This is a genomic window from Methylosinus sp. LW3 (genome assembly GCF_000527115.1).
In the GTDB taxonomy this organism is placed as follows: domain Bacteria; phylum Pseudomonadota; class Alphaproteobacteria; order Rhizobiales; family Beijerinckiaceae; genus Methylosinus.
Genome location: NZ_AZUO01000001.1, coordinates 2806353 through 2831013, shown reverse-complemented (window position 1 = coordinate 2831013; position 24661 = coordinate 2806353). Strand labels below are relative to the sequence as shown.

At 65.1% G+C, this 24661-nt stretch carries 21 protein-coding genes; 6 read left to right on the top strand and 15 right to left on the bottom strand.

Going from position 1 to position 24661, the window contains the following annotated elements; translation table 11 throughout:
• Nucleotides 1-4: 4 nt before the first annotated feature.
• The 4 genes from METLW3_RS0114140 to METLW3_RS0114125 all read right to left on the bottom strand — a co-directional run bounded on the left by METLW3_RS0114140 (nucleotide 5) and on the right by METLW3_RS0114125 (nucleotide 6641).
• Nucleotides 5-2011: a TonB-dependent receptor gene (locus METLW3_RS0114140; protein ID WP_024880544.1), complete on the bottom strand. Its 2007-nt coding sequence runs from the start codon at nucleotides 2009-2011 to the stop codon at nucleotides 5-7.
• 282 nt (nucleotides 2012-2293) lie between these two features.
• The gene (locus METLW3_RS0114135; RefSeq protein ID WP_024880543.1) at nucleotides 2294-3523 is read right to left on the bottom strand and encodes a PepSY-associated TM helix domain-containing protein; all 1230 of its coding nucleotides are present in this window, start codon (nucleotides 3521-3523) and stop codon (nucleotides 2294-2296) included.
• Nucleotides 3524-3692: 169 nt separating this feature from the next.
• Nucleotides 3693-5498, bottom strand: coding sequence for a DNA helicase RecQ (gene recQ / locus METLW3_RS0114130; RefSeq protein WP_024880542.1), 1806 nt, complete (start codon nucleotides 5496-5498; stop codon nucleotides 3693-3695).
• Between the two features lie 114 nt (nucleotides 5499-5612).
• Nucleotides 5613-6641, bottom strand: a complete 1029-nt coding sequence (locus METLW3_RS0114125; protein ID WP_024880541.1) for a peptidoglycan recognition family protein — start codon at nucleotides 6639-6641, stop codon at nucleotides 5613-5615.
• 235 nt (nucleotides 6642-6876) lie between these two features.
• Between METLW3_RS0114125 and METLW3_RS0114115 the strand changes: the two genes are divergently transcribed.
• The 3 genes from METLW3_RS0114115 (at nucleotide 6877) to METLW3_RS0114105 (ending at nucleotide 11494) form a co-directional block, all read left to right on the top strand.
• Nucleotides 6877-9117, top strand: a complete 2241-nt coding sequence (locus METLW3_RS0114115; RefSeq protein WP_024880540.1) for a multicopper oxidase domain-containing protein — start codon at nucleotides 6877-6879, stop codon at nucleotides 9115-9117.
• Between the two features lie 153 nt (nucleotides 9118-9270).
• Complete coding sequence (locus METLW3_RS0114110) at nucleotides 9271-10821, top strand: bifunctional ADP-dependent NAD(P)H-hydrate dehydratase/NAD(P)H-hydrate epimerase (protein ID WP_024880539.1); 1551 nt, start codon at nucleotides 9271-9273, stop codon at nucleotides 10819-10821.
• A 154-nt stretch (nucleotides 10822-10975) separates the two neighbouring features.
• Nucleotides 10976-11494: a DUF1269 domain-containing protein gene (locus METLW3_RS0114105; RefSeq protein WP_024880538.1), complete on the top strand. Its 519-nt coding sequence runs from the start codon at nucleotides 10976-10978 to the stop codon at nucleotides 11492-11494.
• 25 nt (nucleotides 11495-11519) lie between these two features.
• Here the strand turns inward: METLW3_RS0114105 and METLW3_RS0114100 are convergent, their stop codons facing one another.
• The 3 genes from METLW3_RS0114100 to METLW3_RS0114090 all read right to left on the bottom strand — a co-directional run bounded on the left by METLW3_RS0114100 (nucleotide 11520) and on the right by METLW3_RS0114090 (nucleotide 14879).
• Nucleotides 11520-13526, bottom strand: coding sequence for a DNA/RNA non-specific endonuclease (locus METLW3_RS0114100; protein ID WP_024880537.1), 2007 nt, complete (start codon nucleotides 13524-13526; stop codon nucleotides 11520-11522).
• Nucleotides 13527-13613: 87 nt separating this feature from the next.
• Entirely contained in the window at nucleotides 13614-14390 is a 777-nt protein-coding gene (locus METLW3_RS0114095) for a glycerophosphodiester phosphodiesterase family protein (protein WP_024880536.1), read from the bottom strand.
• Nucleotides 14391-14393: 3 nt separating this feature from the next.
• Nucleotides 14394-14879, bottom strand: coding sequence for a RidA family protein (locus METLW3_RS0114090; RefSeq protein WP_024880535.1), 486 nt, complete (start codon nucleotides 14877-14879; stop codon nucleotides 14394-14396).
• A 267-nt stretch (nucleotides 14880-15146) separates the two neighbouring features.
• Here METLW3_RS0114090 and METLW3_RS0114085 point away from each other — a divergent pair, with 267 nt between their 5' ends.
• On the top strand, nucleotides 15147-16001 hold the full coding sequence (locus METLW3_RS0114085) for a cell envelope integrity EipB family protein (RefSeq protein WP_024880534.1): 855 nt from the start codon (nucleotides 15147-15149) through the stop codon (nucleotides 15999-16001).
• A 267-nt stretch (nucleotides 16002-16268) separates the two neighbouring features.
• Here METLW3_RS0114085 and METLW3_RS0114080 read toward each other — a convergent pair whose 3' ends face one another.
• The 4 genes from METLW3_RS0114080 to METLW3_RS0114065 form a co-directional block, all read right to left on the bottom strand.
• Nucleotides 16269-16673 (bottom strand): hypothetical protein, encoded by a 405-nt coding sequence (locus tag METLW3_RS0114080; protein ID WP_024880533.1) that lies wholly within the window; start codon nucleotides 16671-16673, stop codon nucleotides 16269-16271.
• 106 nt (nucleotides 16674-16779) lie between these two features.
• Entirely contained in the window at nucleotides 16780-17355 is a 576-nt protein-coding gene (locus METLW3_RS0114075; RefSeq protein ID WP_024880532.1) for a carbonic anhydrase, read from the bottom strand.
• A gap of 123 nt (nucleotides 17356-17478) precedes the next feature.
• Nucleotides 17479-19119: a CopD family protein gene (locus METLW3_RS0114070; protein WP_024880531.1), complete on the bottom strand. Its 1641-nt coding sequence runs from the start codon at nucleotides 19117-19119 to the stop codon at nucleotides 17479-17481.
• Nucleotides 19120-19122: 3 nt separating this feature from the next.
• Nucleotides 19123-19494: a copper resistance CopC family protein gene (locus METLW3_RS0114065; protein WP_024880530.1), complete on the bottom strand. Its 372-nt coding sequence runs from the start codon at nucleotides 19492-19494 to the stop codon at nucleotides 19123-19125.
• Nucleotides 19495-19643: 149 nt separating this feature from the next.
• Here METLW3_RS0114065 and METLW3_RS0114060 point away from each other — a divergent pair, with 149 nt between their 5' ends.
• Nucleotides 19644-20570 carry a glycine--tRNA ligase subunit alpha gene (locus tag METLW3_RS0114060; RefSeq protein ID WP_024880529.1) on the top strand — a complete coding sequence of 309 codons (927 nt, stop codon included), beginning with the start codon at nucleotides 19644-19646 and terminating at the stop codon, nucleotides 20568-20570.
• Between the two features lie 177 nt (nucleotides 20571-20747).
• Nucleotides 20748-21071, top strand: coding sequence for a hypothetical protein (locus tag METLW3_RS0114055; protein WP_051465429.1), 324 nt, complete (start codon nucleotides 20748-20750; stop codon nucleotides 21069-21071).
• 6 nt (nucleotides 21072-21077) lie between these two features.
• Here METLW3_RS0114055 and METLW3_RS0114050 read toward each other — a convergent pair whose 3' ends face one another.
• From METLW3_RS0114050 to METLW3_RS0114035, 4 genes are all read right to left on the bottom strand, one after another.
• Nucleotides 21078-21635 (bottom strand): gamma-glutamylcyclotransferase, encoded by a 558-nt coding sequence (locus METLW3_RS0114050; protein WP_024880527.1) that lies wholly within the window; start codon nucleotides 21633-21635, stop codon nucleotides 21078-21080.
• Between the two features lie 83 nt (nucleotides 21636-21718).
• Entirely contained in the window at nucleotides 21719-23032 is a 1314-nt protein-coding gene (locus tag METLW3_RS0114045; protein WP_024880526.1) for a capsule biosynthesis protein, read from the bottom strand.
• A 61-nt stretch (nucleotides 23033-23093) separates the two neighbouring features.
• The gene (locus METLW3_RS0114040) at nucleotides 23094-24128 is read right to left on the bottom strand and encodes a hypothetical protein (protein ID WP_024880525.1); all 1035 of its coding nucleotides are present in this window, start codon (nucleotides 24126-24128) and stop codon (nucleotides 23094-23096) included.
• Between the two features lie 259 nt (nucleotides 24129-24387).
• Nucleotides 24388-24645, bottom strand: coding sequence for a hypothetical protein (locus METLW3_RS0114035; RefSeq protein WP_024880524.1), 258 nt, complete (start codon nucleotides 24643-24645; stop codon nucleotides 24388-24390).
• Nucleotides 24646-24661 lie beyond the last annotated feature (16 nt).

The following is a 24661-nucleotide window of genomic DNA, read 5'->3' as shown; positions in this document are numbered from 1 at the left end:
GCGTTCAATATTTGAACGACAATGTCGCCGAAATAGAGCGCGGCTCGCCGCGATAGAGCGCGCCGCTGGATGTGAAATTCGGCCGATCGGTGAGATTGCTGGCGCTCACATCGAGCTTCCAATGCTCGTCGAAACGATAGCCGAGCGAGGCGCCGAGCATCTGCTGCGGCGCGAGGGTGAAGCCATAGACATTGGGCAGCGTCGCCTCCGCCGCGCTGGCGTAATAATAGCTCACGCCCAGCTCCAATCCGCGCAGCGCATCCCATTCCGGCTTGTAGTCGAGGCTGACGCTGAAGACGCGGCGCGGGGCGCCGAGGAGATCGCTGCCCGCTTGCGAGGGGACATTGGAGTCCTTGGCGACGACGGCGTGCAGAAATGTGGCCGCGCCGCTCGCCTGAAGGCCGGGGAGAATTTCGCCCGAGAGGTTGAATTCCACGCCATGGCTGTGCTGCCGTCCGGTGACGAGGGCGTAAAATCCGCTGGGAGCGGCCGGATCGGTGATGGCGACATGATCGCGCGTCACATCGAACAGGCCGACTTCGAAACGCGCTTTATATTCGGGAAAGCGCCGCTCGAAGCCGATCTCATATTGCGTGTCCTGCTGCGGCGGCGGCGCATCGCCGCCTCTCACGCGCACGGATATGTTGGGAATGAGCGAGCGGCCGTATGCGACGAAGAAATGCGTTTTTTCGTCTGGCCGAAACAATAGGCCGCCGCGCGGGCTGAAATAGCCGCGCGTTCCTTTGCCCAGCGTGGAGGAGGAGGTTCCAGAGAGCGCGCCGAACGGATCGAAGACGGTCTCGCGTTGCGCCAGGAGATCATAGCGGCCGCCGAGCAGAATGCGCCATTGCGGCGAGAGATCGACGAGATCCTGCGCATAGACGGAGCGGCTCCATGCGCGCGCTGCGCCATTGGCCCATTGCGCGCCGGAATAATCGACGCCGAGCGGATAGGCGGGCGCGCCTATGTCGATGTCCGGCAGCGGATCGCGCGCGAATTTTTCGTCATGGCCGTAGAAATAATCCCAATGCTCGAGGCCGAGAAAGACGCTGTGCCCGACATCGCCCGTCGTGAAGCGTCCGTTCAGCCGCAATTGCGCATCGAAATTTCGCGACGCCTGATGCGTTTGCACCGGGCGCCCGAGCGTCACCGAATGGAGGCCGTCATAGCCCCAACCGAGAAACCAGCCGTATGTGCTGCCGTTCAGCGAATAATCGACGACCGATGTGAGCGACCAATCGGAGTCGAAGGCGTGCTCATAGGTGAAGGTGAAATCCGCCGAATTCGGATTTTCGTGCTCATAGACCGGCGCGCCGGCGTAGAAGGAGCGCGGCGCGTGCAGAAAGATCGGCGCGGCGGGGACGCCGTCGCGATAGACGAAACGCGCGGCGTGATATTCCGCGCGCAATGTCGCCTTGTCGCCATTGTCGAGGATGAGCGCCGCCGACGGCGCGATGAGAAAGCCGCGCGAGCGCACATAATCCACGAAGCTGCCGGCGCTCTGCGCGAAGCCCGTCATGCGAAACAGCAGCGTGTTGGCGTCGTTCAGCGGCGTATTCACGTCGAAGGTCGTGCGATAGACGTCATATGCGCCGATCGTCGCCGTTCCTCGCGCGAAAGTGTCCGTCGTCGGCGCCTTGCGAATGTAATTCGCCGAGCCGCCATAGCCGCCGAGCGCCTTGCCGAACAGCATGGCGGAGGGGCCTTTATAGAATTCGACGTGATCGATGGTCGAGAGATTGACGTCCTGCGCGCTGAAGCCATGCGCGGCGCCGTCGAACAGGGTGAGCCCGCCGGGAAAGCCGCGCATCACGAAGCCCGGCGAATAGCCGGAATCGGCGACCGACGCATTGACGAAGACGCCGGCGACATCCTTGCCGAGACTCTTCGCCTTCGGAGCGTCGTCCTTCTCCTTTTTTTCTCCCGGTCGCATTTGCGCGACGCCGACGCTCGCTTCCTCCGTCGCCTCCTCGCAAAGAGCGGGCGCGGGCAGAGCGAAGACAGAGATCATCGCTATGTCGCGTAGGCTTCGACGCAGACGATAGGAAGAAAGCACGCTGGACAGCGTGTCTCGCCTCTCGCTCCGATCAAGCAAAAACAAGGGATCTACGCTCGTCGGGCGACGCTCTGCGTGCGTCGCCCGAGAATATGCGTCAGGATGAAACCTCACATGAACCTCACGGCGAAACGCGCTGCTGAACAGAGCAAAACTCACCCCGGCGCAGCATGCCGCTCTCTTATAACGCACTCGCTTTCGACTGCAATCGAACGACCAAATTCATCGACGAATCTTTCACCAACCTGTCGTGTTACTTTCGCGAGACATTTCTGAAAATGCATGCGCGGCCGAATGCGCTTTGCGCGCCGCGCGCTTCTTCCACCAAATATAGACGCCGGTGACGGACAGCATGGCGATGACGAGGCCGAGCGCGCAGACGAAGATGCGATAGGGAAGGCCGAACACGCTCGCCATATGCAGAGCGACGAGCCAAGCGGTGATCGTATTGCCGGAGTGCTGGCCGGTCGGCAGATCGAGGCGGCGCAGCTCGCCCGTATAGGCGTCGAAGAAGACGGAGGTGGCGCCATGCCTGTCGCCGACGTCGCGAGACGAATGCGCGCGATATTCGAACACGCCTTTCTCGCGCAACAGATAGAAGGCCGTCACCGGCCCGACGGAAAAGCCATCGGCGGCGGCGCGTTCGTTCATCAGCCGGGCGCCTGTCGTCTGCGCGATTTCCCAGCCGAGCGGCGTCTTGTCTGCGGGCGGAGCGACGTCGGGCGTCGCGGCCCAGATCGGCTGCTCATAATGGAAGAACAAGCTCGTCACGCGCATGTAGACGCTATTGAGATCCATATAGACGCTGGACCAGGCGAAGATCAGCAGAGCGCCCCACATCCACAAGCCGCCGGCGCGATGCAGATCGAAATTGAGGCGATAGGCGGAGCTGCGGGTCTTCACGAGCCAGGCGGGCTTCCAGCGTGCGAGATAGGAGCGCGCATTGGCGCGGCTCGGCGGCGGCAGGGTGAGATAGAAGGCGACGAAGCAATCGATCGTCCAGACGAGCGCGACAATGCCGAGAATCCATGCGCCCACGCGGCCCATCGCCAGCTCGTAATGCAGGCTGTAGACGAAGGGCATTATGCCGGCGCGCGACGTCGGCAGGCCGTTCCATTTGAAGCGGTCGCCGAGCTCCTCTCCGGTGACGCGATCGAGCGAGAGACTGTCGAAAGAGAGCGGCGGCTCGCCGGGGCGGGCGTCGACGCCGATCTGCGCGACGCCTTCCTCGCCGAGATAGACGGTGTTCACGCGCGCTTGCGGCGCGATCGCCTCGGCGCGGCGCAGCAGCGTCGCTGGCTCGAGCTCGACGCCGGCGTGGCGTCCGGGGTGAACTTCCGGCGCGAAGAAATGATCGAGCTCTGGAAGAAAAGCGAGCATGCTGCCGGTCAGCCCGACGACGATCAGAAAAGCCGCCATCGTGAGACCCGCCCAGCGATGCAGCCACACGAAGATTGCGCGATTCATCAATGGCCTCCTGTTTCGTTTCCGCCGCAACGAAAAGATCGCGCGCTTTTCGGCGAAGCGCAAATGTCACGGGAACATCGCAGCGCGTCGCGAAAATTTGCCGGAGGTCATGTGAAACAGGCGGCCGGGACGAAGCCCGGCGCATATCGCCGTCGCCGAGAGGGCCGGCTCAGCGCAGCGCGTCCGACAGCGCCTCGAGGAAAGCGTCGCCATATTGCGCGAGCTTGTGCTCGCCGACGCCTTGCACGCGGCGCATCTCGTCGAGCGTCGCTGGACGACGCGACGCCATCTCGATCAAAGTGCGATCGGGGAAGACCATATAGGCGGGCAGGCCGGCGTCGCGCGCCAGCTCCAGGCGCTTTTTCTTCAGCGCCGCCAGCACGCGCTCCTCCTGCTCGTCCAGCGGCGTCGCGCGCGGAGCCTCGCCGCGCTTGCCGCGCGGCGCCTTCGCTGTCAGCGGATCGCGGCGCAGCGAAATCTGCGCGCGGCCGAAGAGAATATCCTCGCCCATTTGCGTCAGGCGAAAGCCGCCATGCTCCGTGCTCGCGAGAGCGCGCGCGGCGAATAATTGCCGAATGATCGCGCCCCAATCCTGCTTGGAGCGATCCTTGCCGACGCCGAAGGTCTTGATGCCGTCATGGCCGTTGCGACGCACCGCCTCGCTGGCCTCGCCAGTGAGAATATCTGCGAGATAGCCGGCGCCGAAGCGCTGGCCCGTTCGCATCGCGGCGGACAGCGCTTTCTGCGCATCTATGGCGCCGTCATAGACCTGAACTTGGCCGAGACAGACGTCGCAGCGTCCGCAGGGCGGGCTCTCCTCGTCGAAATAGGCGAGCAGAGTCTGGCGCCGGCAGGAGGGCGTCTCACAGAGCATGGCGAGCGCGGAGAAGCGATCATGCTCTATGCGCTTGCGCTCGTCGGGCACTTCTTTCTGATCGATCTGCCGGCGGCGGAAGGCCATATCGTCGAGGCCGTAGAGCGTGAGCGTGTCGGCCGGCAATCCGTCGCGACCGGCGCGGCCGATCTCCTGATAATAGGATTCGACGCTGGACGGCATGTCGGCATGGGCGACGAAGCGCACGTCCGGCTTGTTGACGCCCATGCCGAAGGCGATGGTCGCGACGGCGATAATCCCGTCCTCCTGCAGGAAGCGATCCCCATTGCGGTTGCGCAGCGTCTGCTCGAGCCCGGCGTGATAGGCGATGGTGTCATGGCCCTGCTCGGCGAAGAAGGCGGCGAGCTTTTCCGTCGCGTCGCGCGAGGAGCAATAGACGATGCCGCTCTCGCCGCGATGCTTGTCCAGGAAGCGCTGCAGCTGGCGGCGCGGACTGTCCTTGGCGGCGAAATTGAGCGCCAGATTGGGCCGGTCGAAGCTGTGCAGAAAGACGTGCGGATTGGTCGCGAACAGGCGCTGGGCGATATCGGCGCGCGTCGCCTTGTCGGCGGTGGCGGTGAGGCCGACGACTTGCGCGCCGAGAGTCGCCGCCGTCGCGCCGAGCTCGCGATATTCCGGGCGGAAATCATGGCCCCATTCGGAGACGCAATGCGCCTCGTCGATAGCGAGGCGCGCTGCGCCGGCGCGCTGCAGCTCGGCGATGAGGCCGGGCATGACCAGCCGCTCCGGCGAGACGAACAAGAGGCGCAATTCGCCGGAGCGAATGCCGCGGCGCGCCTCGTCATTCTCGGCGGCGTCGTTCATGGAATTGAGCGTCGCCGCCGGCACGCCATAGGCGCGCATCTGCCGCACCTGATCGCGCATCAGCGCGATGAGCGGCGAGACGACCACGGTGAGCTTGCCGTCGACGAGGGCGGGCAGCTGATAGCACATGGATTTGCCGCTGCCCGTGGGCATTATGGCGAGCACGGGCTCGCCGGCCAGCACGGCGGCGATGATCTCCGCCTGGCCGGGCCGGAAATCCTCATAGCCGAACACGGATTTGAGCAGCGCGCGCGCCTGCGGGGGGAGGGAGGGCATGGGGAGGAGGTAGCACGGCGGCGGCCGAGGCGCGAGGGGCGAGGCGTCAGCCCGGTCGATAGCGCCGGCCACACGCGCCGTTCCGCCTCGCCTCGGTGTGAATGTCGAGGCGCGTCAGCAGAGGGCGCCGGGCTTGGCGATCGACGCGAGCTGAGAGAGGATGCCTTTGCCGGGGCAGGGCTTGCCGCCTGCGAATTGCAGCCATCGATGACAGGAGAGGCCGCGCGAAGCGAGCGTTTCCGCGCGTGACATAGAGACCGAAGCGTCCGAAGCGTCGCAGATCGCGCGCGTGATGTCGTCCCAGCCCGGATCGCCCACGAGATGGCCGGTCGCCACCGTGCGCGGCGTGGCGAATGTCTTGCACACCCATTGAAACAGCAGTTTCGTCGCGGTGAGCTGATTGATCGTCATCGGCGCGCGTCCGTCATTGTCGACTTCGACGCTTATCCAATTGTCGTTGCCGGGACCCTGCGCCCAGGCTATGTAATTGGTCGGTATGAATTGCGCGACGTCGCCATTGCCGGAAATGGCGAAATGGGCGCTCGCGCCATTATTGTTCCATGTGTCGACGCAGCGATAACGAGACACCGTGTAGCAGTCGGGTCCCGCCGCGCCCGCTGTGCAATGAACAGCCAGCCCATGCACTCGGACGAGCGCCGGCCCGTGACATTTGTCCGCGAGCGGCGTCATCCCGCCCTGAGTCTTGTGCTTCAACGCGAGATAAGGGGTCGCGCCGCGATAGAGAAATCGATCGCCGGGATCTATGCCGACCGTCGTGAAGCGTTTCGCCCATTTCTCGATCACGGCTCGCGCGGGCGAGCCCGGGCCGACCGGATGCGCGGTCGTCGATTCCAGAAAGAGTCGCGCCGCCTGGACCTGATCCTGGGGCAGTCCGGGCGGCGGCGTCGGCAGGGAGCGCTTCTGCACCGTGTCCATGGCGAAACGGATGCGCGGCATGTTGGGACCGCCCCACACGTCGAACTCGTTCATGCGGGCGCGCAATTCCTGCAAGTAGCGCGGCTCGAGTCCAGCGAATGCGCGCAGCATGCCGAACATGTCCATGCCGTTGCAGAGATCGTAGGCGTCCTTCCAACGCACGCCGCTGCGCACAGCGGCGAAGAAATCCTGCGTCAAATCTCCCATTGGAGCGATCTCCTCGAAATTCGATCGAGATATAGTCGGGACTATTCGAGACCGAGCGCGAAATTGCATTGGAGCTTGCGGCAGTCGCGGCCCAACGTCAATCCAGAGCGTCGGACATCCGTCGAGCTTCGCCGGCGCGATCAATTCTCGCCACATTGTCCGCCATAATATAGGCGATCATTCCCCGGTCCGCGGTTTTGCGTTCGATTTCTTTGTCTCTCGAGGATTTCGTTTCATGCTCATGAAATTCGACAATCACCTGCCGCTCGCCGCCCTCGACGTCATCGGCGCCGGCCAGACCGGCGGCTGGGGGAAAATCGCCATTTCGGTCGAGGCGCGCAGCGTCAAATTTACCGATGCGGTCGCCGCGCCGGCTTCGCCCAACGCCTGGTGCTATATTCGTCAGGGCTCGCCGCAGGAGCGCGCCGTCAGCCTCGAGAATTATCTCGGCCCCATCGTCAATGTCACGCGCGGGCGCCCGCTCGAGGTGGTCTGGATCAACCGAATCGGCTCCATGCCGGCGGAAAAGCCCGGCGACGCGCGTTCGCTGGCTATGCCGCCGATCGATCCGCCGCCCATGGATCTCGCCGAGGACATAGACCAGTATAAATCGATGAATTATCCGGTCGGCGTCGTCGCCCATCTGCACGGCGCCAAGGCGCGGCCAGATTCGGACGGCTGGCCGCTGAGCCCGGCGAGCTTCGAGGGCAATCCCTATGGAATGCCGGCCTATCGCTCCTATTGCTATCCCAATGACCAGCGCGCGGCCATGCTGTGGTTCCACGATCATGGCATGGACAATACGGCGGTGCAGGTGCACGCCGGCCTCGCGGGGCTCTATTTCGTGCGCGACAATTCGGACGCTGAGCTGTTCCATCTCATCGGCGACGAGACGCAGGAATTGCCGCTCGTCATTCAGGACCGCTGCCTGAACGCCGACGGCGCTGGGGTGAGCTATTTGAAGGGCGTGCCGCTGCAAAAGGACCCGGCGACCGGCAAGCGCTCTTTCATTCGGCCGGAATTTCTCGGCGACACAATCCTCGTCAATGGCCGGCCGTGGCCGCACGCCCATGTCAATCCCAAGATCTATCGCCTGCGCATCCTCAATGGCTCCAACGCCCGCAGCTATGCGCTGACGCTCGCCGATCCCGATGGCAAGATCGGCGGCAAGATCTGGTATGGCGATCTTCTCACCGCCATCGGCAATGACGGCGGCCTGTTCAGCCGCGGCGAGAAGCTCGAGGAGCTGGATTATCTCTTGCTGGCGCCGGGCGAGCGTCTCGACGTCCTGCTCGATCTCACGCAAATCGACAATGACGTTCTCGGCTCTCTTCATCTCGTCAATCTGTCGATCGCCGGCTATGACCCGGCGCAGCCGGAGCAGGAGCCGATCTTTCAGAACGACGCCAATTCCGTCTTCGCGCCGGGAACGCCGGAGGCGCTGAAGGCGATCGCCTTCACGCAAAAGAGCGACGGACCGCATGCCGATCTGCCGCTCGCCAATGTGATGGAGTTCCGCATCGTCGACGCCGCGCATACGCATGGGGCCGGGGGCGCTGCTGCGCCGGCGGCGCATCACGCCGCTGCGGCGTCGCCGCTCGATCGCGTCACGCTCGACAAGATTTTGTTGCGCTACGCCGACGACGAGAGCTTCCGCTGGGACGCCAGCAAGCCCGCATTGACGCGCGCCAACGCCGATGCGCCCGTGGTGCGCAATCGCTTCGTGCTGCTGATGAATGACACCGCCGGCAAGGCCGATGTCGAGCCGGTCAATCCGATCACCGGCGCGCCGTGGCGCGACACGCAAATGTGGGAGCTGCGGCCCTCCACCGCGCCCGCCGGCGACGCCAGCGCCTTCGCCGTACCCTTCGACGCCAAGCTGGCGACGCCTTGGGAGGAGGGCCAACCCGCGGCGGGCGTCGCCTATCAGGTTTCGCGCGCCTTTTTCTTCGAGCCCGCCGATCCCAATCCGCCCCATGCGGCGCGCCATGCCGATCCGCTATGGCCGCTCGCCACCGACAATGTCGATCCCGCCGGCTATCCGCCCATTTTTCGCTACGCGCATCTCTATCGGCACAATCCGGCGGCGGGGCGCGCCGTCATCCGTCCGCGCGAGGGCAGCTATGAGCGCTGGTATGTCGCCAATATCGGCAATGATCAGGAGCATCTCGCCGATGGCCTTCCCGACATGCATCCGTTCCATATGCATCTCGTGAATTTCGTCGTGCTGCGGCGTTTTCGCCTGCGCAAGGACGCCTCCGAGAACTCGGTCTTCGCGCGCATAGAGCGGCGGCTCGATTTCGATAGCGTCGTCCGTCACGACACTGTGCGGATCCAATCCAACGAGCTGGTCGAGCTGCTCGTGCATTTCCCGCGCGGCTATACGGGGGTCTATCCCTATCACTGCCATCTGGTGGAGCATGAGGACATGGGCATGATGCTGCATTTCGACGTGCAGCCTCAAGGCGCGCCCTGAGCCACAATTCGGCGCGGCGTCGATTCGGCGCCGCGCTCTCGAGGCGCGACGCCCGGCCGCGCCGCTGGCGCAAACGCGTCAAAAAAGCGCGGGTTTGGGCTGTAGCGGGGAAAAGGCGTTGCGGAGCGGGGCGGTTTCGCCCACCATCGCGCCATGCCGCTCGGACCCTATCCGCCCGAACTTTTGACCACAGCGCAAATGGCGCGCGCCGACCGCCTCACCATAGAGAGCGGCGTCGCCGGCATGGCGCTGATGGAGAAGGCCGCCGCCGCCATAGCCGCGGCGGCCACCGCCTTTCTGGTGAAGACGGCGGGGCGGCGTGTGCTGGTGCTGTGCGGGCCGGGCAATAATGGCGGCGACGGCTATGTCGCCGCGCGCATATTGCGCAGCCAGCGCTTCAAGGTGCGCGTCGCCGCGCTCACGCCGCCGGACACGCTCAATGGCGACGCGCGCTTGGCCGCGGCGAGCTGGGACGGCCGCGTCGAGGACGCCGCCACTTGCGATTTCAAAGGCGTCGATCTCGTCATCGACGCTTTGTTCGGCACGGGTCTCGCGCGTGATCTGGACGGGCCGACGGCGGAACTGATCTTGCGCCTCAACGCTTGGCGCGAGGAGACCAAGCAGAAGATCATCGCCATCGACATTCCGTCCGGCGTCGACGGCACCAGCGGCGCCATTCGCGGCGTCGCCGTGCAGGCCGATTCGACGGTCACTTTCTTCCGGCTGAAATGCGGGCATCTGCTGTTGCCGGGCCGGCTGCGCTGCGGGACGATCTCCTGCGCCCATATCGGCATAAGGTCGAATGTGCTGGAGACGATCCAGCCGCAGACCTTCGTCAACGAGCCCGCCGCCTGGCGCGACGCTTTGCGCCTGCCGAGCGTCGAGGGTCATAAATATGCGCGCGGCCATGCAGTGGTGGTCTCGGGCGGCGCCTCGCATACGGGCGCGGCGCGGCTTTCCGCGCTGGCGGCGCTGCGCGGCGGCGCCGGGCTCGTCACTCTGGCGACGCCGCAGGAGGCCTTCGCCGTCAACGCCCCGGCGCTGACCGCGGTGATGCTGCGCGTCGCCGACGGGCCTGCCGGGCTTTCGGCGCTGCTCGAGGACAAGCGCAAGAATGTCGTCGCTCTGGGGCCGGGGCTCGGCGTCGGCGAGGCGAGCTGCGCTCTGGTCGAGACCGCGCTCGCGCCATCGTCGGAGCGCCGCGCCGTGGTGCTCGACGCCGATGCGCTGACCAGCTTCGCGCTCGCGCCGGATCGTCTGCGTGAGGCGATTCGCGCTGCGCCGGGTCCGGTCGTGCTGACGCCGCATGGCGGCGAGTTCGCGCGGCTCTTTCACGGCCAGCGCTGGGAGCGCACGATCAGCGGCGCGCCCATCTCCAAGCTGGAGCGCACGCGCGACGCCGCGCGCGATATCGGCGCCATTGTGATTTTCAAAGGGCCGGACACTGTGGTCGCCGCGCCGGACGGGCGCGCCTCCATATTGGCGGAGGCTTCGCCTTGGCTCGCCACCGCCGGCTCCGGCGACGTTCTCACCGGCATTGTCGCGGGCCTGCTGGCGCAAGGCATGGAGCCTTTCGCCGCAGCCTCCTGCGCGGTGTGGATGCACGCCGCCGCGGCGGATGACTTCGGCGCCGGCCTCATCGCCGACGATATTATCGATCGCCTGCCTGTAGCATGGCGCCGGCTGGTTTCGATTCAGCCCTAGCTCCCTAGATAGAGAGAAGCGGAAACGATGCGCGCATTCGCGCGTTTCGCCGGGGACGGCGGAGCGCACGTTCGTCGTCTCGCATTCGCGCGGTCGTCGCAACGACACGTTCACGCGCTTCAATGAGGATGCGTGTCACAAGAGGAGAGCTTTCATGTCCGATCTCGTTGTCATCGTCTATCCGACCGAGGCCAAGGCCGAGGACATTCGGCAGAAGCTGTTCGAGCTGCAGAAGGAATATGTCATCGAGATCAGCGACGCCGTCATCGCGGTGAAGGAGCCGAGCGGCCATGTGAAGCTGAACCAGCTCCTCAACACCACCGCGGCCGGCGCCGTGAGCGGCACCTTTTGGGGCGCGCTGATCGGGCTCATCTTCCTCAATCCGCTGCTCGGCGCGGCGATCGGCGCGGGCGCGGGCGCGCTCAGCGGCGCGCTCACCGACTACGGCATCAACGACGCCTTCATGAAGCAGCTCTCGGAGACGCTGCAGCCCGGCAACGCCGCTCTCTTCGTGCTGATCCGCAAGCTGACGGCCGACAAGCTGCTCGATGCGGTGAAGGGCACCGGCGGCATCGTGCTCAAGACCTCGCTCGATCACAATAAGGAGCAGGCGCTGCGCGACGCGCTCGCCGCGCATGTCGCGACCTCGGTCGCCGCGCCTTCGACGCCTTGAATGCTCCGCAGCATCCGAGACGAGGTCAGCGTCTCGGATGCTGCACGTCGGCCAGCGTGCGCAGCCGTCGTCCGGCGACCGGGCCGGTGAAGACGTCGGCGCTTCTCACCACATCCGGGAAACGCAGTCCCGTCTCCGCTTCGATTTTCGTCACCGGAACCTGAAAGTTCTGGCCGGGCTCCGAGCTGTTCGGGCCTACCGGCAGCTGCTCGAAAGGAATGTTCAGAGCATAGTCCTGCTGGCTGACGATATAGGCGCTCGAGTAGAGCGCGCCCCTGCGGTCGGCGACAATGACGATTTTCCAGAAGAACTGCGGGATCAGCACGCCGCGATGCTCTTCGTCGTCGGATCGGAACAGGGGGCCGGTGAAGACGGTGGCGCGGATATCTTCCTCGTCGGTATTGTAGAGAATGAAATTCTCGAGTCCCTGCCAGAGGTCGGCGCCTTGATTGAAGCCCCAATATTGGGGCGAGCAATTGGTCCAGTGGAAGGTGTCGTCGTTCGCCTGTTTGGCTTCGCGAATCGCGCCCCAGACCGGGTCCAGCCGGCGCACCAGATGGCCGCGGTCGAAGTAGTTCTTCCCCGGCACGGGCTCGTTGCCATAGAGCTCGTCGCCGATCTGCAATTCCTCGGGCAGGCGCGGGTCATAGTACCAGGCGTCGGCGCCGCGATCGAGATTGACCCATTTGGCGCCGTCTATGTTGACGGCGGTGAAGAAGGCCAGCTTACGATTGGGAGCGCCATTGAAGACGACCGAGAAGTGCAGATAGCGCAGAACGTCGTCCGACGCGCCGGCGATCTTGGCCGGGCTGCCGAAGCGCAGCGCGTCGGGGCCGAGCGCTGGCAAGGGCACCGCCGCGGGGAGGAAGTTCGGATCATAGCCTTTTCGGCCGTCGAAATAATTGGCCGGATGCGTGCGCCGTTTCGGTGCGCGCGCAGCTTCCAGCGCGGCCGATTGCGCGACGAGGATCGCCGGAGCGCCGATGATCGGCGGGCCGACGATGCTCTGCAAGGGCTGCGCGCCCGGAAAGGGCGCAACGCCGGATGCGTCGGCGAGCAGGTCTCCAATCAGCGTCGAGTGCGGCGTCGCAGAGGATTTGACCTGCTGCTCGAGGTCGGCGAGCAGCTTGGACACGCGCACGCCCTCATTGGCGATCCATTTGATCTTCTCGCCCGCGAGCCGCCGCGCCGCCGTCGCCGGGGCGGTCGATCCGTCGGCGAGCGTCCAATGCTCGACGCCATCGACGATCAGGCGCTCCGGCACGCCGGCGTGATGGAGGCAGACGACCTGCCAAGCGTCCGTGCACACGGGCGCGCCGGAGGAGCCGGGCGCGGTGTCCGACGAATACCAGAGGAAGTCGTCCTTCGAAGAATCTCTCTCGTCGCCATATTTGACGATCTTGTTTTCTCGCAGCGAAATGCGCTTCGTGCGCGCGTCTGGATGCTGGATGATCGTGACGTAATTGCCAGTGTCGATCTTGCCGGTGCGCGCGTCGAGACGCAGATAGCCGAAATCGGCGAGCGCGGCGCCGTCCTCGCTTCGCTCGGCGACGACGACGATCGTATAGTCGAGACGATCCCTCCGACTGGTGATGAAGCCGTCCTGCGGCGACAGGGCGAAGCGGGTGCTGCGGCGCAGCCGGCCCGAGCCGTCGAGCTCGTAACCGAACTCGATCGTCGCGCGCAGCGCGTCCTCCGGCGTGGGCAATACGTGATTATTGGTCAGCAGCAGGCGCGGGCCGATCAGAAAGCCCGTTCCCCATTCGCTCCCATTGCCGACGAGGGCCGGGGCGTTGATGCGGCACACGGCGCGCGCAGCCATGAGGCCGCGTTCGAGATAATTGATCTCGACGAGATCATTCGCGCCGATCAGCGCTTCATAGGCGTCGAAATCGACGCCCGCGCCGGCGCGCACGCGATGCACGATCTGGTCGACCACACGGGCGGGATCCGGCGTCGGATGCGGGGCAGCCTGTCCAGACCGGATCTGGTCGCGCAATTCGGCGTCGTCGAACTTCGATTCGATAATCATTTTCGAGCTCCAAATAAAAAAAGCGCTCGATCGTAGCTCGAACTCGACGATAGATTTATGACGGAAAACGACGTCGGACGAGGCCGCTCAGGGCGCAAATCCCTCGAAGACGATCTGATCGACGAAGGCGAGCGCGGCCTTCGCCTGTTCCGCGCTGCGCACGGTCCATGTCGTCACCGGAATGCCGAGCTCCTCGCGGCAGCGGCGCGGAATCGCATGCGGCAGATCGGCGACGTTCCAGGAGAGAAAATCCGGCCGCGTGCGCGCGACATGGGAGAATTGCGTGAGCTCCTCCCGCTGCGCGGCGGTGAGAAAGCTCCAGTCCGGCCCTACATAAGACGCCTGCGCGACAATGCCGAGCGGAACGCCGGAAACGCCCAACCTATCGAAATGCGCGCGCAATTCGGCGATCGGCGCGGGGTCGAAGCTCTCGATCGCCGCTGCGCCGCGATAATGCGCGACAATATCCGCGACATTGCGCGCGAGAGCGAGATCGCCGTCGAAACGGCTCTTGATCTCGATGAAGAGAGGAACATTTCCACCGATCGTCGTGAGAAGATCGCGCAGCGTCGGCGCGCCCTCGCGCGTTCCGCGCAATGTGAGCCGCGCGATCTCGAAACGAGTCAGCGCGTCGAGACGGCCGGTCGCATCGGTCAGGCGCTCCAACGTCTCGTCGTGGAAGACGACCACCTCGCCATCGGCGCTCGCCTGCACGTCGCATTCTATCGCGTAGCCGGCGCAGGCGGCGGCGCGCGCCGCCGACAGTGAATTCTCGACCACGCCTTTTGCGAGATCGTGCAGGCCTCTATGCGCGATTTTGTGTTCCGTGAGCCAAGGGTAATGGCCGCCGCCGCCCGGGCTCATCGGCTACTCCAAAATCTCGAAGGTCGCGTCCACCTCCACCGCGGCGTCGAGCGGCAGCTGTGCGACGCCGACGGCGAAGCGCGCATGGCGTCCATTCTCGCCGAGCACGGCGGCGACGAGATCCGAGGCGCCGTTCAGCACTTGCGGAATCTGGCCGTAATCGCCGGCGCTGTTGATGAAGCCGCCGAGCCGCAGCACGCGCAGCTTGGCGAGATCGCCGCCCGCCGCGACGGAGGCTTGAGCGAGAAGATTGAGCGCGCAGACGCGCGCCGCCGCCTGGCCGGCCTCGAGCGCTACCGATGCGCCGAGCTTGCCCTTATGCGCGGGATCGATCGCGCCGCCGGGGCCGACCGGCAATTGTCCCGAGACGAAGACGAGATTGCCGGAGCGCGTCCAGGGCACGTAATTGGCGACCGGCGCCGCCGGGGTGGGGAGGGTTAGACCCAGCGCCTCGAGCTTTTCGAGCGGCGTCTTCGCTGTGTCGGACATTGCGCCATCCTTTCCGAATCTCTGAAGAAACTTGCAGCTTTGCCGCCGACCGTAATTTGGCCAAGGTCGGGAGGCAATGCGTCGAGCGAGACTTCGCCTCGACATCTTGCTCGCCCGAGATAGAGTGGTCGGCAGCGCGTGCGCCGCGCCGCGACGACACGCCGGAGCGAAGATAGAGCCTCCGGCCCCTGTCGTCGTCGACGCGAAGCGCCGGGAGACGCCGGACCGTAACCAACCAAGAGCGCGACAGAGGGAGAAAGACCCCAAATGGCTCCAAAATATCTCATCGGCGCGACGCTTGCCTGCGCCTCCTTCCTCGCGCTCGCCGCCCATGCCGAGAGCGCGGCCACTGTGGCGGCCGTCGCCGGCCATCCGCAGCTGACGCCGCATCGCGCCGTCTATGATCTGACGCTGGCGCAGGCCTCGGGCAGCAAGGCGCCGACCTCGGCGCGCGGCCGCATCGCTTTCGATTTCACCGGCTCCTCCTGCGAGGGCTGGGTGCAGAATTTCCGCCAGATCACTGAATTGCAGCCCGCCGAAGGCCCGCCGCGCCTCTCCGACATGCGCTCCGCCACTTTCGAGGCCGGCGACGGCAAGGATTTCCGTTTCCGCATCGAGACCAAGCTGGACAATGTCCAGGCCGAGGACATAGACGGCAAGGCCAAAAAGAAGACCGGCGCCGCGCTCTCGGTCGATCTCGCCCGGCCCAAGCAGTCCCAGCTCTCGCTGGACGGCGGCGCGCTGTTCCCGACCGAGCATCTGCGCCATATCCTAGCCGCGGCGCTCACCGATGAGCGCATTCTCGAGGCCAAGGTCTTCGACGGCTCCGGCGACGGCGAGAAGGTCTTCGACACGATGAGCGTCATCGGCCGGCCGACCAGCAGCGTCGTCACCGAAAAGGCCGCGCAGATCAAGGAGCTCGAAGGGCTCAAGCGCTGGCCGGTGTCGATCTCCTATTTCGAGCCGGGCAAGCGCGACGAGCAGCCTGTCTATGTGCTGTCCTTCGACCTCTATGAGAATGGCGTCTCCCGCGCTCTCAAGCTCGACTACGGCGATTTCGCGCTCACTGGCGAGATGACCGAGCTCTCCATTCTGCCGAGCGCGGCCAACTGCAAGATGTGATGTGGCGGCGGCGACCAGTCGCGACGTGGGATTGAACTCGTGGTCCCGCAGTGTTACATATCGTATCGATGAGATTTCGAGGTGAGAACGGCCTCCTCACGCGCCATGAGGTCTAGCGCTCTCATGGCAAAGTAGCGCTAAAATTCTGTCCTGAGACGGGGTTTTATCGGCGAAGAGATCCGGAGCTGGGCGTCCGGCGAGATAACATCGCACTCTAAAGGCTCCGCCAAAAGCGGAGCCTTTATCGTTTTGCGCGGCGCGGATTGCCTAAAATGCGCATTTGAGATGACCTTTTCGTTTCCGATTCTGAACCTTCTCCTCAGAGATCGGGTAAAAGCTGGCGATATGATATCGTCCATGCCGGTCGCGTTCGATATTGACCGCCACGAGCACGATGATTTCCGCCGCGATCACGCGTCCCACCAGCTCGATTTTTCCGTGGTTCTTGAAGTCATCGCCAATGTAGAGCGGCTCCGCGACAATCGACGAGACGTGCGGCTGGCATTTGGCGTAATCTTCTCCGTGCTGGCGAAAGGCATGCCTCTGCGCTCCACGCGACAAGATTACGACGCCGGGCTCCAGCTCGAGTTCCAGGACGCGGTTTATGATCTTGACGGGCAAAGGCCCGAGAATGAGATCGGGCGGGCTTTTCGAAAATGGCTTTTTACCCATAACACGAAACCGATAGGCCGAGACACAGCTCGAAATACCACGGGGCTCCCAAAATAAAAGCCCAGCGTGCGGCGCCGGGCTTCTTGGTTTCGGCTCTTTCGGACCGTCAGGCGCGGCCCGCCTCTGTCGCCTTGGGGACCTCGATCAGCTTGCCGCTCTTCACATCATAGATGAAGCCGTAGATCGGAATATTCTTCGGCGTCAGCGGATTCTCGCGGATGCGCTTCACATCCTGATAGACGCTCTCCTCCTGAGACTCGATGGTGAGCCATTTCACGAAATGGCCCGCCGTGCAGCCGCCGCCATGCTGGGGATTGGACCATGCGGTCCCGTCGAAGGCCGCCGTCGCCAGGCTGTCGTCGAGAAGATCGGCCATCACCTCATCGCAGAACAGCTCCATGCCGCAATCGGAATGGTGGATCACGAACCATTCGAGCGTGCCGAGCAGCTTGTGCGAGATGATCAGCGAGCGGATCGCATCGTCGGACGCGCGCCCGCCGGCGTTGCGGATCACATGCGCGTCGCCTTCGGAGAGGCCGGCGTATTTGGCCGGGTCGAGCCGCGCGTCCATGCAGGTCAGTATCGCGAAGCGCCGCGCCGGCGGCAGAGCGAGCTGCGCCTTGTCTCCGAAATCCGCGACATATTTGTCGTTCGCTGACAAGACTTCCGCGAGAATCGTCATTTGTTCCTCCCATGCGGCTTTTCGCCATTCGGCTTTTCGCCGTCGGGAATTTCTAAGTCGTGAGCTTTCGGGGTCCAAAATGCAGAATTTTCATGGGCGCATGAACATTCTGCATGAGTGAAATCACGCTTCCCGATAGGCGAGCAGCATCAGGCCGGCCAGAGTGAAGGCGATGGGCCAGACGATGCCGGCGATGCGCGCGCCGCGGCCTTCGAGGCGTATCTCCAGCCAGCGGGCCGAGGAGGCGAGCAGGCCGACCAGCGCCAGCGGCGTATGCGTGACCTCGATCAGAAACTCTTCCCTTATGTTGGAGAGCCCATGCGAATGGGCGAGCAGCAGCGCGCCGCCGACGCCGGTGATGAAGGGGAAGGCGAGCGGCGCCCATTGCGCCTTCACGCGCCGCGTCCGCACGCGCCACTCGAAGATTCCGAAGCCGATGATGAGCGCGAGGAAGATGCGATGCTGCGCGATCTCGGGGTCGCGCAGGCTCTCGATGAGGCCGAGCTGGCCGAGCGGCCAGACGGCTTCGTCGGCGCGCAGAAACAGGAAGCCGGCGAGGCCCAGCATCAGCATCGGCCAATGGCGCGCGACGGGGGAAAGGCGGCGCCAATGCTCGAGCAGCGCCAGCAGCCCCATGGCGGCGACGAAGAGCCCGGCGATGTGGTGATTATATTCCGACCAGGCGATATCCTCGGCGTTGCGCTGCGCCGCAATGGCGGCGGCGGTCGCATCATTCGTCTGTGTCGCATCTTCGGCGCGCGCGGTCTGGACCTGCGGCAGCGAGACGGAGAGGGTGGAGTGATCCGGGCTCTCGAGGCGCGGCGGCCATTGTGGCGTCAGCCGCTCGACGATCTCGGCGAAGCTCACCCGGTCGCGCGCCAGATCGACGGCCGGCGGCAGCGAGGAGAGCGAGGCGGCCGCGAAAACGACCGTCCAGCCGACGCCGATCTCCACCTCCGCGAAACGGCGCAGCCGCGCGAAGGCGCCTCGATCGGCCGGGGAGCGGCGGACGGCGAGGAAATTGAGCGCGCCGAGCGACAGCAGGCCGGCGAAGAGGATGGTTTTGGCGCCCACCATCACGCCATAGGCGGCGCCGTAGAAATTCTCGACCGCGCCGATATAGACGATCGACATGGCGACGCCGCCGGCGGCGATCATCGCCACGGCGACCGTGGAAAGATGCGAGAAGCGCAGGCCGATGGCGCGTTGCGCCTCGCCGTCCGGGGCGCGGGCCAGCGCCATGAGGAAATAGGGAATGCCGCCGATCCACAGAGCGACGCCGGTGAGATGTGCGAGCTCGGCGGCGACGAGGCCCGGCGGATTGTCGAGCCGGCTGATGGCGTGCGTGGCGCCGAGCCGGGCGCAGATCAAAGCCGCCGCGAAGGCGGCGAGGGGCAGGGGCCGCGCCGCGCCGCCGCGAATCGTGAAGGCGAGCGCGAGGGCCGGCGCCGCCGCGAGCGCATCGGCCTTCACCGCATCGGCGGTGAGCGCATCCGCGAAGGAGAGCTCCAGCGCGCCGACGAGCATGGTCGCGAGCGCCGCCGCATCGAGAGAGACGAGGCAGGCGAGGGCGAGCGCGCTCCAAAAAACGATTCGTCCGGCGCGCGCGGCTATGGGCTCCGCCGCCGCGCCGAGCCGTGGCGCCAGCGGTTCGGCGATGAGCAGGAGAAAGGCGACGCCGCCGACGGCGAGCGACAGCGCCCCCGAGATGGAGCCGCGCAGAATGACGCTGAGAAAGCCGTAGATCTCGATGAATTGCTGCATGGCTCAGCGGCCGACGCGAAAGGAGATGTCGCCGCGGGTGATGTGTCCGTCGACGCTCAGCACCTGCCAATGCAGCCGATAGGCGCCGCGCCGAAGATCATGCAGCCCGGCGCGCAGCTCATCGGCGGCGGCGCCCTCCAGCAGCGGAAGCACAGTTCCATGCATGTCCGGCGAGATCAGCAGCAGCCGCGAGCGGCGCGCGTCTATCCGACAGTTGAATCTCAGCTCCACATCGAGATCGGGTCCGAAGACGATCTGCGCTTCGCGCGGCGTCGATTCCGAGAGGACGGCATGCGCCTGCGCAGGCCTCGCTCCTTCGATCCAAATTGCCGCCGCCGCCCCGCCGATCGCCAAGACGATATCACGCCCCCTCATTCCAGCCCTGCGCTCCTTTGTCATCGCCGGCGGCTGGACAATAGCGCGGGCGGCTGGACAGCGCGCGGCTTTTTTGCGGGCGCCCCGCCGCGTTGACCGGCGCGCGCGCCGCGACTAGCCTGCCGGCCGCAGCATGAGGATCGATGCAAATGACCGCGCCAGACAGACTTTCTCCCACCCGCTCGTTCCAGGGCCTCATTCTGACCCTGCAGAATTTCTGGGCGGCGCAGGGCTGCGTCATTTTGCAGCCTTACGATATGGAGATGGGCGCAGGCACGTTTCACCCCGCCACCACTCTGCGGGCGCTCGGCCCCAAGCCCTGGAAGGCCGCTTATGTGCAGCCGAGCCGGCGCCCGAAGGACGGCCGCTATGGCGAAAACCCCAATCGGCTCCAGCACTTTTATCAATATCAGGTGATTCTGAAGCCCTCGCCGCCGGATCTGCAGTCGCTCTATCTCGCCTCGCTGGCGGCGATCGGCGTCGACGCGAAACTGCATGACATCCGCTTCGTCGAGGATGATTGGGAGAGCCCGACGCTCGGCGCCTGGGGATTGGGCTGGGAATGCTGGTGCGACGGCATGGAGATCTCGCAATTCACCTATTTTCAGCAGGTGGCGGGCTTCGATTGCGCGCCTGTCGCCGGCGAGCTGACCTATGGGCTCGAGCGGCTCGCCTGCTATCTGCAGGGCGTCGATTCGATCATGGAGCTGAATTTCAACGGCGGCGACGAGGACAAGGTCACTTACGCCGATGTTTTCCTGCAGGCCGAGCAGGAATATTCACGGCATAATTTCGAGGCCGCCGACACGGAGAAGCTGTTCTCCGATTTCCGCGCCGCCGAGGCCGAATGCCGCAAGCTGCTCGCTTTCGGCGACAGAGGCGAGGGCGAGCGCCATCTGATGGCGCTGCCCGCCTATGATCAATGCATAAAGGCCAGTCACGCCTTCAATCTGCTGGATGCGCGCGGCGTGATCTCCGTCACTGAGCGGCAAAGCTATATTCTGCGCGTGCGCGAATTGGCGCGCGCCTGCGGCGCCGCCTGGCTGCGCACGGAGGGCGGCTCCGCGGCAGCCTAGACCAAAAGGACCATCTGGACGAACACGAACAGTTTGACAAAAGTTCCTTTTATGTTCTAAGTTTGTTCTCGTCTTTCTTCGAGGCCTTTCGTGAGGGGCGTCATGTTCGTGGTCGATCGAGTCCAGGACCGGGGCAGAAGGCCGGCTGCCGCAGCGTCGGTCATTCGCGGAGGCGGATTGGCCGCGCTACATGCGACGCCGCTGCGCGAGCGCTTCTATTCCTGGCGCGCCGGTCGCGGCGAACGCTATGTCTGCACGATATTTTCGGCGGAAGAGGAGGCGCTGGTGGCGGGCTTCGCCCGCGCCGTCGTCATCGGCGTGGCGCGCGAGGGCACGGAACGCCGGCCGGTATGCGTGCTCTCGACCGAGGAATTCGATGCGCCGAGCGGCCGTCTCGCGCGCGCGGCGGCCATCGCTCTCGGCGTGAACGAATGGCATGTGCGCTTTTGCGCTCTGCCGGTCGAGGTCGCGCGCCACCTCGCCAAAGCCTTGCTGAACTGAGCTTTCTCAGGCGCTCTCGGCGAGGGAGGCCGTCGGCGTGGAAAGTCGGCGCACGATCTCGGCGAGGGCCGGATCGTGAATGTCGAGCTGCTGGAGATGCGCGTGCGTGTTGCGGACGTAGGAGGGATTGTCGCCCGAGGCGCCGACGCCGCTCTCCACGAGCCGAGTCATCTCGTCGATCGACAGGCGCCCGGCATATTGCTCATGGGCGCGATCGACGATGAAGGCGAGCGCGCGGGCCGAGCCGCCCTCGGCGAAGCGCAGCCCCACATTGCGCTCGATATAGACAGAGGTCACCAATTCGCGGGCGCGCAGATAGGCGATCGTCTCCTCGCGCGCCGCTCCGGCGACCCGAAAGGCGACGCCGAGGCAGGAGCCGCCATAGTCGAGGCCGAGCACGAGGCCTGGGCGCTCCCGCGTTCCGCGGTGGACATGGGAGAAGACGCAGAGCGATCGGTGGTAGCCATGCACCCAGGCGAGGGCGCTTTCGAGAAATTCGAAACCCGGCCGCCACATCAAGGAACCATAGCCGAAGACCCAGAAATCGCCGTCCATCGTCGCCATCGATCGTAAGCCTCTCCTTTCGCGCTTTCCCTTCGATTCGGCCGCCCACTAGCGCTTATCGCGTTTCGCCGGGCCTGCGCGGCTCACAGCCTGTGATCCTCGATCGTCGCCAGCAGCAGCACGACGATGCTCCACACGATGGCGAAGCCGAGGAAGATCAGCAAGGGGTAACTCAATCGGTGCGGATAGCGGGAAATCTCCGGCGCCGCCGGGGGAACGAAGACGGTCAAATAGATGCTCTGCCGATTGGCGCGCAATTGCGCGCGATCGAGATCGGCCTTGGAGAGGGCGTAGAAGCGCTCGGCGAGCGCCTTGCGAACCTCGAGCTCCTCGAACTTCGCCAGAATTCCAGCCACGGTGGAGGTGGAGGAGCGCGCGCCGTCATTGGAGGTGAGCTTGCTCTTCAGCTCCTTGATCTGTTTCTCGGCGGAGGCGAGCTGCTCGCGCAGCACGCGCACTGTCGGCGCATCCGGCGATAATTCATGTCCGGCGACGAAAAGCTCGCTCTCGAGCTTGATCTTCTGGGCGACGAGCGGCGCCAGCAGCTTGCCGATCTCGGTTCCGGTCAGGGTCGGGTCGATGACGCCGAACTCGTCGCGGAACTTGTGCAGATCGGACAGCGTCGCCTGCACCGCCTCGAAGGCGCGGCGCACGTCTCTTTCCGCCATTGCGGTGGCGTCGCGGCGGGCGCGCTCGGAGATGCGATTGACCAGCGCCTCGCTCGCCGCGACGATGGCGTTGGCGAGCGCGTAGGCGTCCTCCTTGCGGAAGGCGCGGACATTGACGGTGACGAGGCTGGAATTGGCGTCGACCGTGGTCTCGACCATGGACTGCCAATAATCGGTCAGCTGCTCCATCGTGGCGTTGCGGCGCAGGCGCGCCCAGAAATCGGCCTCCGGCCGGCGGTAGAGGGCGCGCAGATCGAGCTTGGCCAGCACATCGCTGACGATCGCCCGGCTGCGGATGTAGCTCGTGACGATATAGGCGTTCTGCCCGGACGGCGTGAAGGTGAAGGCCGCCGATTCGCCCTTGGGCGTCGCGACGGCCTCCAGCTCGATCGCGCGCACTGCGAAACGCGTCTCGACCGCGAATTGGTCGGCGGCGAAAAAGGCGAAATAGACCGACGCCACGAAGGACGGAATGATCACGAAGGCGATGAAGCTCAGCCAGAGCGGCGGAATGCGCGTGCGGCTCTCGAGCGCGCGATTGGCCTCCGTCGCGATCCGCTCGACTTGGTCGACGATCTGACGCGCGGTCTCCGGCGCATTGGCGAGCGGCCGCAGCCATGCGGCCGGAACGAGCGCGCGCGCGGGCTTCGGCTCCAGCTTCGGCTCCAGCTTCGGATCCATGCGCGAGCGGAGGCGCTCGTCGTCGAGCGGCGGCCTGGTCTCGATCATCGGCGCCCGCCGACGATCCGCGCCTGCGTCAGCGCGTGCTTTGCCGCGTCAGAAATCTTCGTCAAAAGGCCTCCTCGATCGCCGCTTTGGCGGTTTGGTAGATTTCGAGGTCCTGCTCCAGCAGCAGATCGACCTCCGGCAGCCGGCGCAGCTCCCGCGCCAGCTCGCCGACCGCCGCGAAATGCGGCAGCGTCGGCAGAACGCCGGGCTCTATGTCGAGCAGGGCCTCCACTTCCTCGAGAAAACGGTCCTGACTCTCCCGCAGCCCGACCACGGAAAAGCTGGCGAGAGCGGCGAGCGCCTTGGCGACGCCGTTCTTGGGCGGCGGTTCGTCCAGCGCCTCGGAGGCGAGCTGCCGCGTCAGCGGATTGGCGAGCGCGCCGATGACGTCGCGCGGCATCGAGTCGAAAGCGCGCCGCAGGCCGGAGCCGTCCGGCTCGATCTGCTGCGCGAACTCGATCGCCCGCTGATAGGTGAGCATGTCGCGTGGCCCCAGCAGCTCCTCGCCGAAGCGCGAGACATGCTTGAGCGTCAGCAGCCGCTCGGCGAGCTCGAGATAGGGGTCGTGCATCAGGATGATGGAATTGAACTTGTCTTGCAGATAGTTGGAATAGCTCGAGAAGGTCAGGCGGCCGCTGACGTAGAGCGAGTTGACGTTCTCCAGCATGAAGACTTGCAGCGCGGTCTCACGTCCATGCCGCTCCACGCCCTTGTGGAAGAACTGAAATCTATGCTCGACCTTCTCGTCCAGCCGCCACAGCGGAAAGAGATGCGTCTCCAGCCGAAACACGCGACGATGCGTGACCTCCGAGCCATTGCGCCGGCGGTAGATCATGATGCCGGATTCGGCGTCGCGAATCTCGAGGCTCTGATTCGACACGAGGTCGGGAACGATCGAGCTGTCGACGGTGAAGCCGCACAGGCCGGTGGCGTGACGGCCGGCGGCTACCAGCGACGGCCGCGCCTCGCGGCAGGGCAGCTCCGCGATCTGAATGCCGCTCTGAGTGATGCGAAGCGTCGGCGAGGCGGTATAATCGTCCGGAACGACATAGCCGACGATCTGGTCGCCACGGTCGGCTTCTATGTTGAACAACATGAGCCCAATTCCGTTTCCGGCCTGTCTCGTTCCCGCCGGCGTCCTTTAGCGCCCGTCTCGGGCGGGGCGCCGATCGGCGAATCGGCCGCCGCGCGCGCCGCCTCGGCGCGCTGTTTCGCATATGGTCGAGCGCGTCTCAAGCGCTCGGGCTCCCGGCGGCGCTGCGCCTCTCATAGCCTATTGCTGCGCTGCGGGAAACCGCATGCCGCATTGCGACGAAAAATCGCAAAATCACCCTTTTTCCGTCAGATTTCCGCCGTCACCACCAGCCTCGACCCCAATAGCCGCCGCGCGGCCCATAGCCATAGGGATAGTCGTAGCGGGCGGCGCGTCGATCGGCGGAGCGGTCGAGGTCCACCTGCATCAGGCATTTGGAGAATGGGTCGGTCCCGGGCCGGAAACCATAATTTCGGCAGCGGATGTCATCGGCGGCGCGCTGCTCGGCCAGGCTCGTGGTGTTGCAGGCCCCGACGAGGAGCGCCGCGGCCGCCGCGAGCAGCAGCTTGGTGATCGGCATGTCGTCCTCCTATGGG

What these genes read in the sequence shown, in the direction of transcription:
- METLW3_RS0114140 (WP_024880544.1), bottom strand. Translation starts at nt 2,011, where the DNA reads ATGATCTCTGTCTTCGCTCTGCCCGCGCCCGCTCTTTGCGAGGAGGCG.
- METLW3_RS0114135 (WP_024880543.1), bottom strand. Translation starts at nt 3,523, where the DNA reads ATGAATCGCGCAATCTTCGTGTGGCTGCATCGCTGGGCGGGTCTCACG.
- recQ (WP_024880542.1), bottom strand. Translation starts at nt 5,498, where the DNA reads ATGCCCTCCCTCCCCCCGCAGGCGCGCGCGCTGCTCAAATCCGTGTTC.
- METLW3_RS0114125 (WP_024880541.1), bottom strand. Translation starts at nt 6,641, where the DNA reads ATGGGAGATTTGACGCAGGATTTCTTCGCCGCTGTGCGCAGCGGCGTG.
- METLW3_RS0114115 (WP_024880540.1), top strand. Translation starts at nt 6,877, where the DNA reads ATGCTCATGAAATTCGACAATCACCTGCCGCTCGCCGCCCTCGACGTC.
- METLW3_RS0114110 (WP_024880539.1), top strand. Translation starts at nt 9,271, where the DNA reads ATGCCGCTCGGACCCTATCCGCCCGAACTTTTGACCACAGCGCAAATG.
- METLW3_RS0114105 (WP_024880538.1), top strand. Translation starts at nt 10,976, where the DNA reads ATGTCCGATCTCGTTGTCATCGTCTATCCGACCGAGGCCAAGGCCGAG.
- METLW3_RS0114100 (WP_024880537.1), bottom strand. Translation starts at nt 13,526, where the DNA reads ATGATTATCGAATCGAAGTTCGACGACGCCGAATTGCGCGACCAGATC.
- METLW3_RS0114095 (WP_024880536.1), bottom strand. Translation starts at nt 14,390, where the DNA reads ATGAGCCCGGGCGGCGGCGGCCATTACCCTTGGCTCACGGAACACAAA.
- METLW3_RS0114090 (WP_024880535.1), bottom strand. Translation starts at nt 14,879, where the DNA reads ATGTCCGACACAGCGAAGACGCCGCTCGAAAAGCTCGAGGCGCTGGGT.
- METLW3_RS0114085 (WP_024880534.1), top strand. Translation starts at nt 15,147, where the DNA reads ATGGCTCCAAAATATCTCATCGGCGCGACGCTTGCCTGCGCCTCCTTC.
- METLW3_RS0114080 (WP_024880533.1), bottom strand. Translation starts at nt 16,673, where the DNA reads ATGGGTAAAAAGCCATTTTCGAAAAGCCCGCCCGATCTCATTCTCGGG.
- METLW3_RS0114075 (WP_024880532.1), bottom strand. Translation starts at nt 17,355, where the DNA reads ATGACGATTCTCGCGGAAGTCTTGTCAGCGAACGACAAATATGTCGCG.
- METLW3_RS0114070 (WP_024880531.1), bottom strand. Translation starts at nt 19,119, where the DNA reads ATGCAGCAATTCATCGAGATCTACGGCTTTCTCAGCGTCATTCTGCGC.
- METLW3_RS0114065 (WP_024880530.1), bottom strand. Translation starts at nt 19,494, where the DNA reads ATGAGGGGGCGTGATATCGTCTTGGCGATCGGCGGGGCGGCGGCGGCA.
- METLW3_RS0114060 (WP_024880529.1), top strand. Translation starts at nt 19,644, where the DNA reads ATGACCGCGCCAGACAGACTTTCTCCCACCCGCTCGTTCCAGGGCCTC.
- METLW3_RS0114050 (WP_024880527.1), bottom strand. Translation starts at nt 21,635, where the DNA reads ATGGCGACGATGGACGGCGATTTCTGGGTCTTCGGCTATGGTTCCTTG.
- METLW3_RS0114045 (WP_024880526.1), bottom strand. Translation starts at nt 23,032, where the DNA reads ATGATCGAGACCAGGCCGCCGCTCGACGACGAGCGCCTCCGCTCGCGC.
- METLW3_RS0114040 (WP_024880525.1), bottom strand. Translation starts at nt 24,128, where the DNA reads ATGTTGTTCAACATAGAAGCCGACCGTGGCGACCAGATCGTCGGCTAT.
- METLW3_RS0114035 (WP_024880524.1), bottom strand. Translation starts at nt 24,645, where the DNA reads ATGCCGATCACCAAGCTGCTGCTCGCGGCGGCCGCGGCGCTCCTCGTC.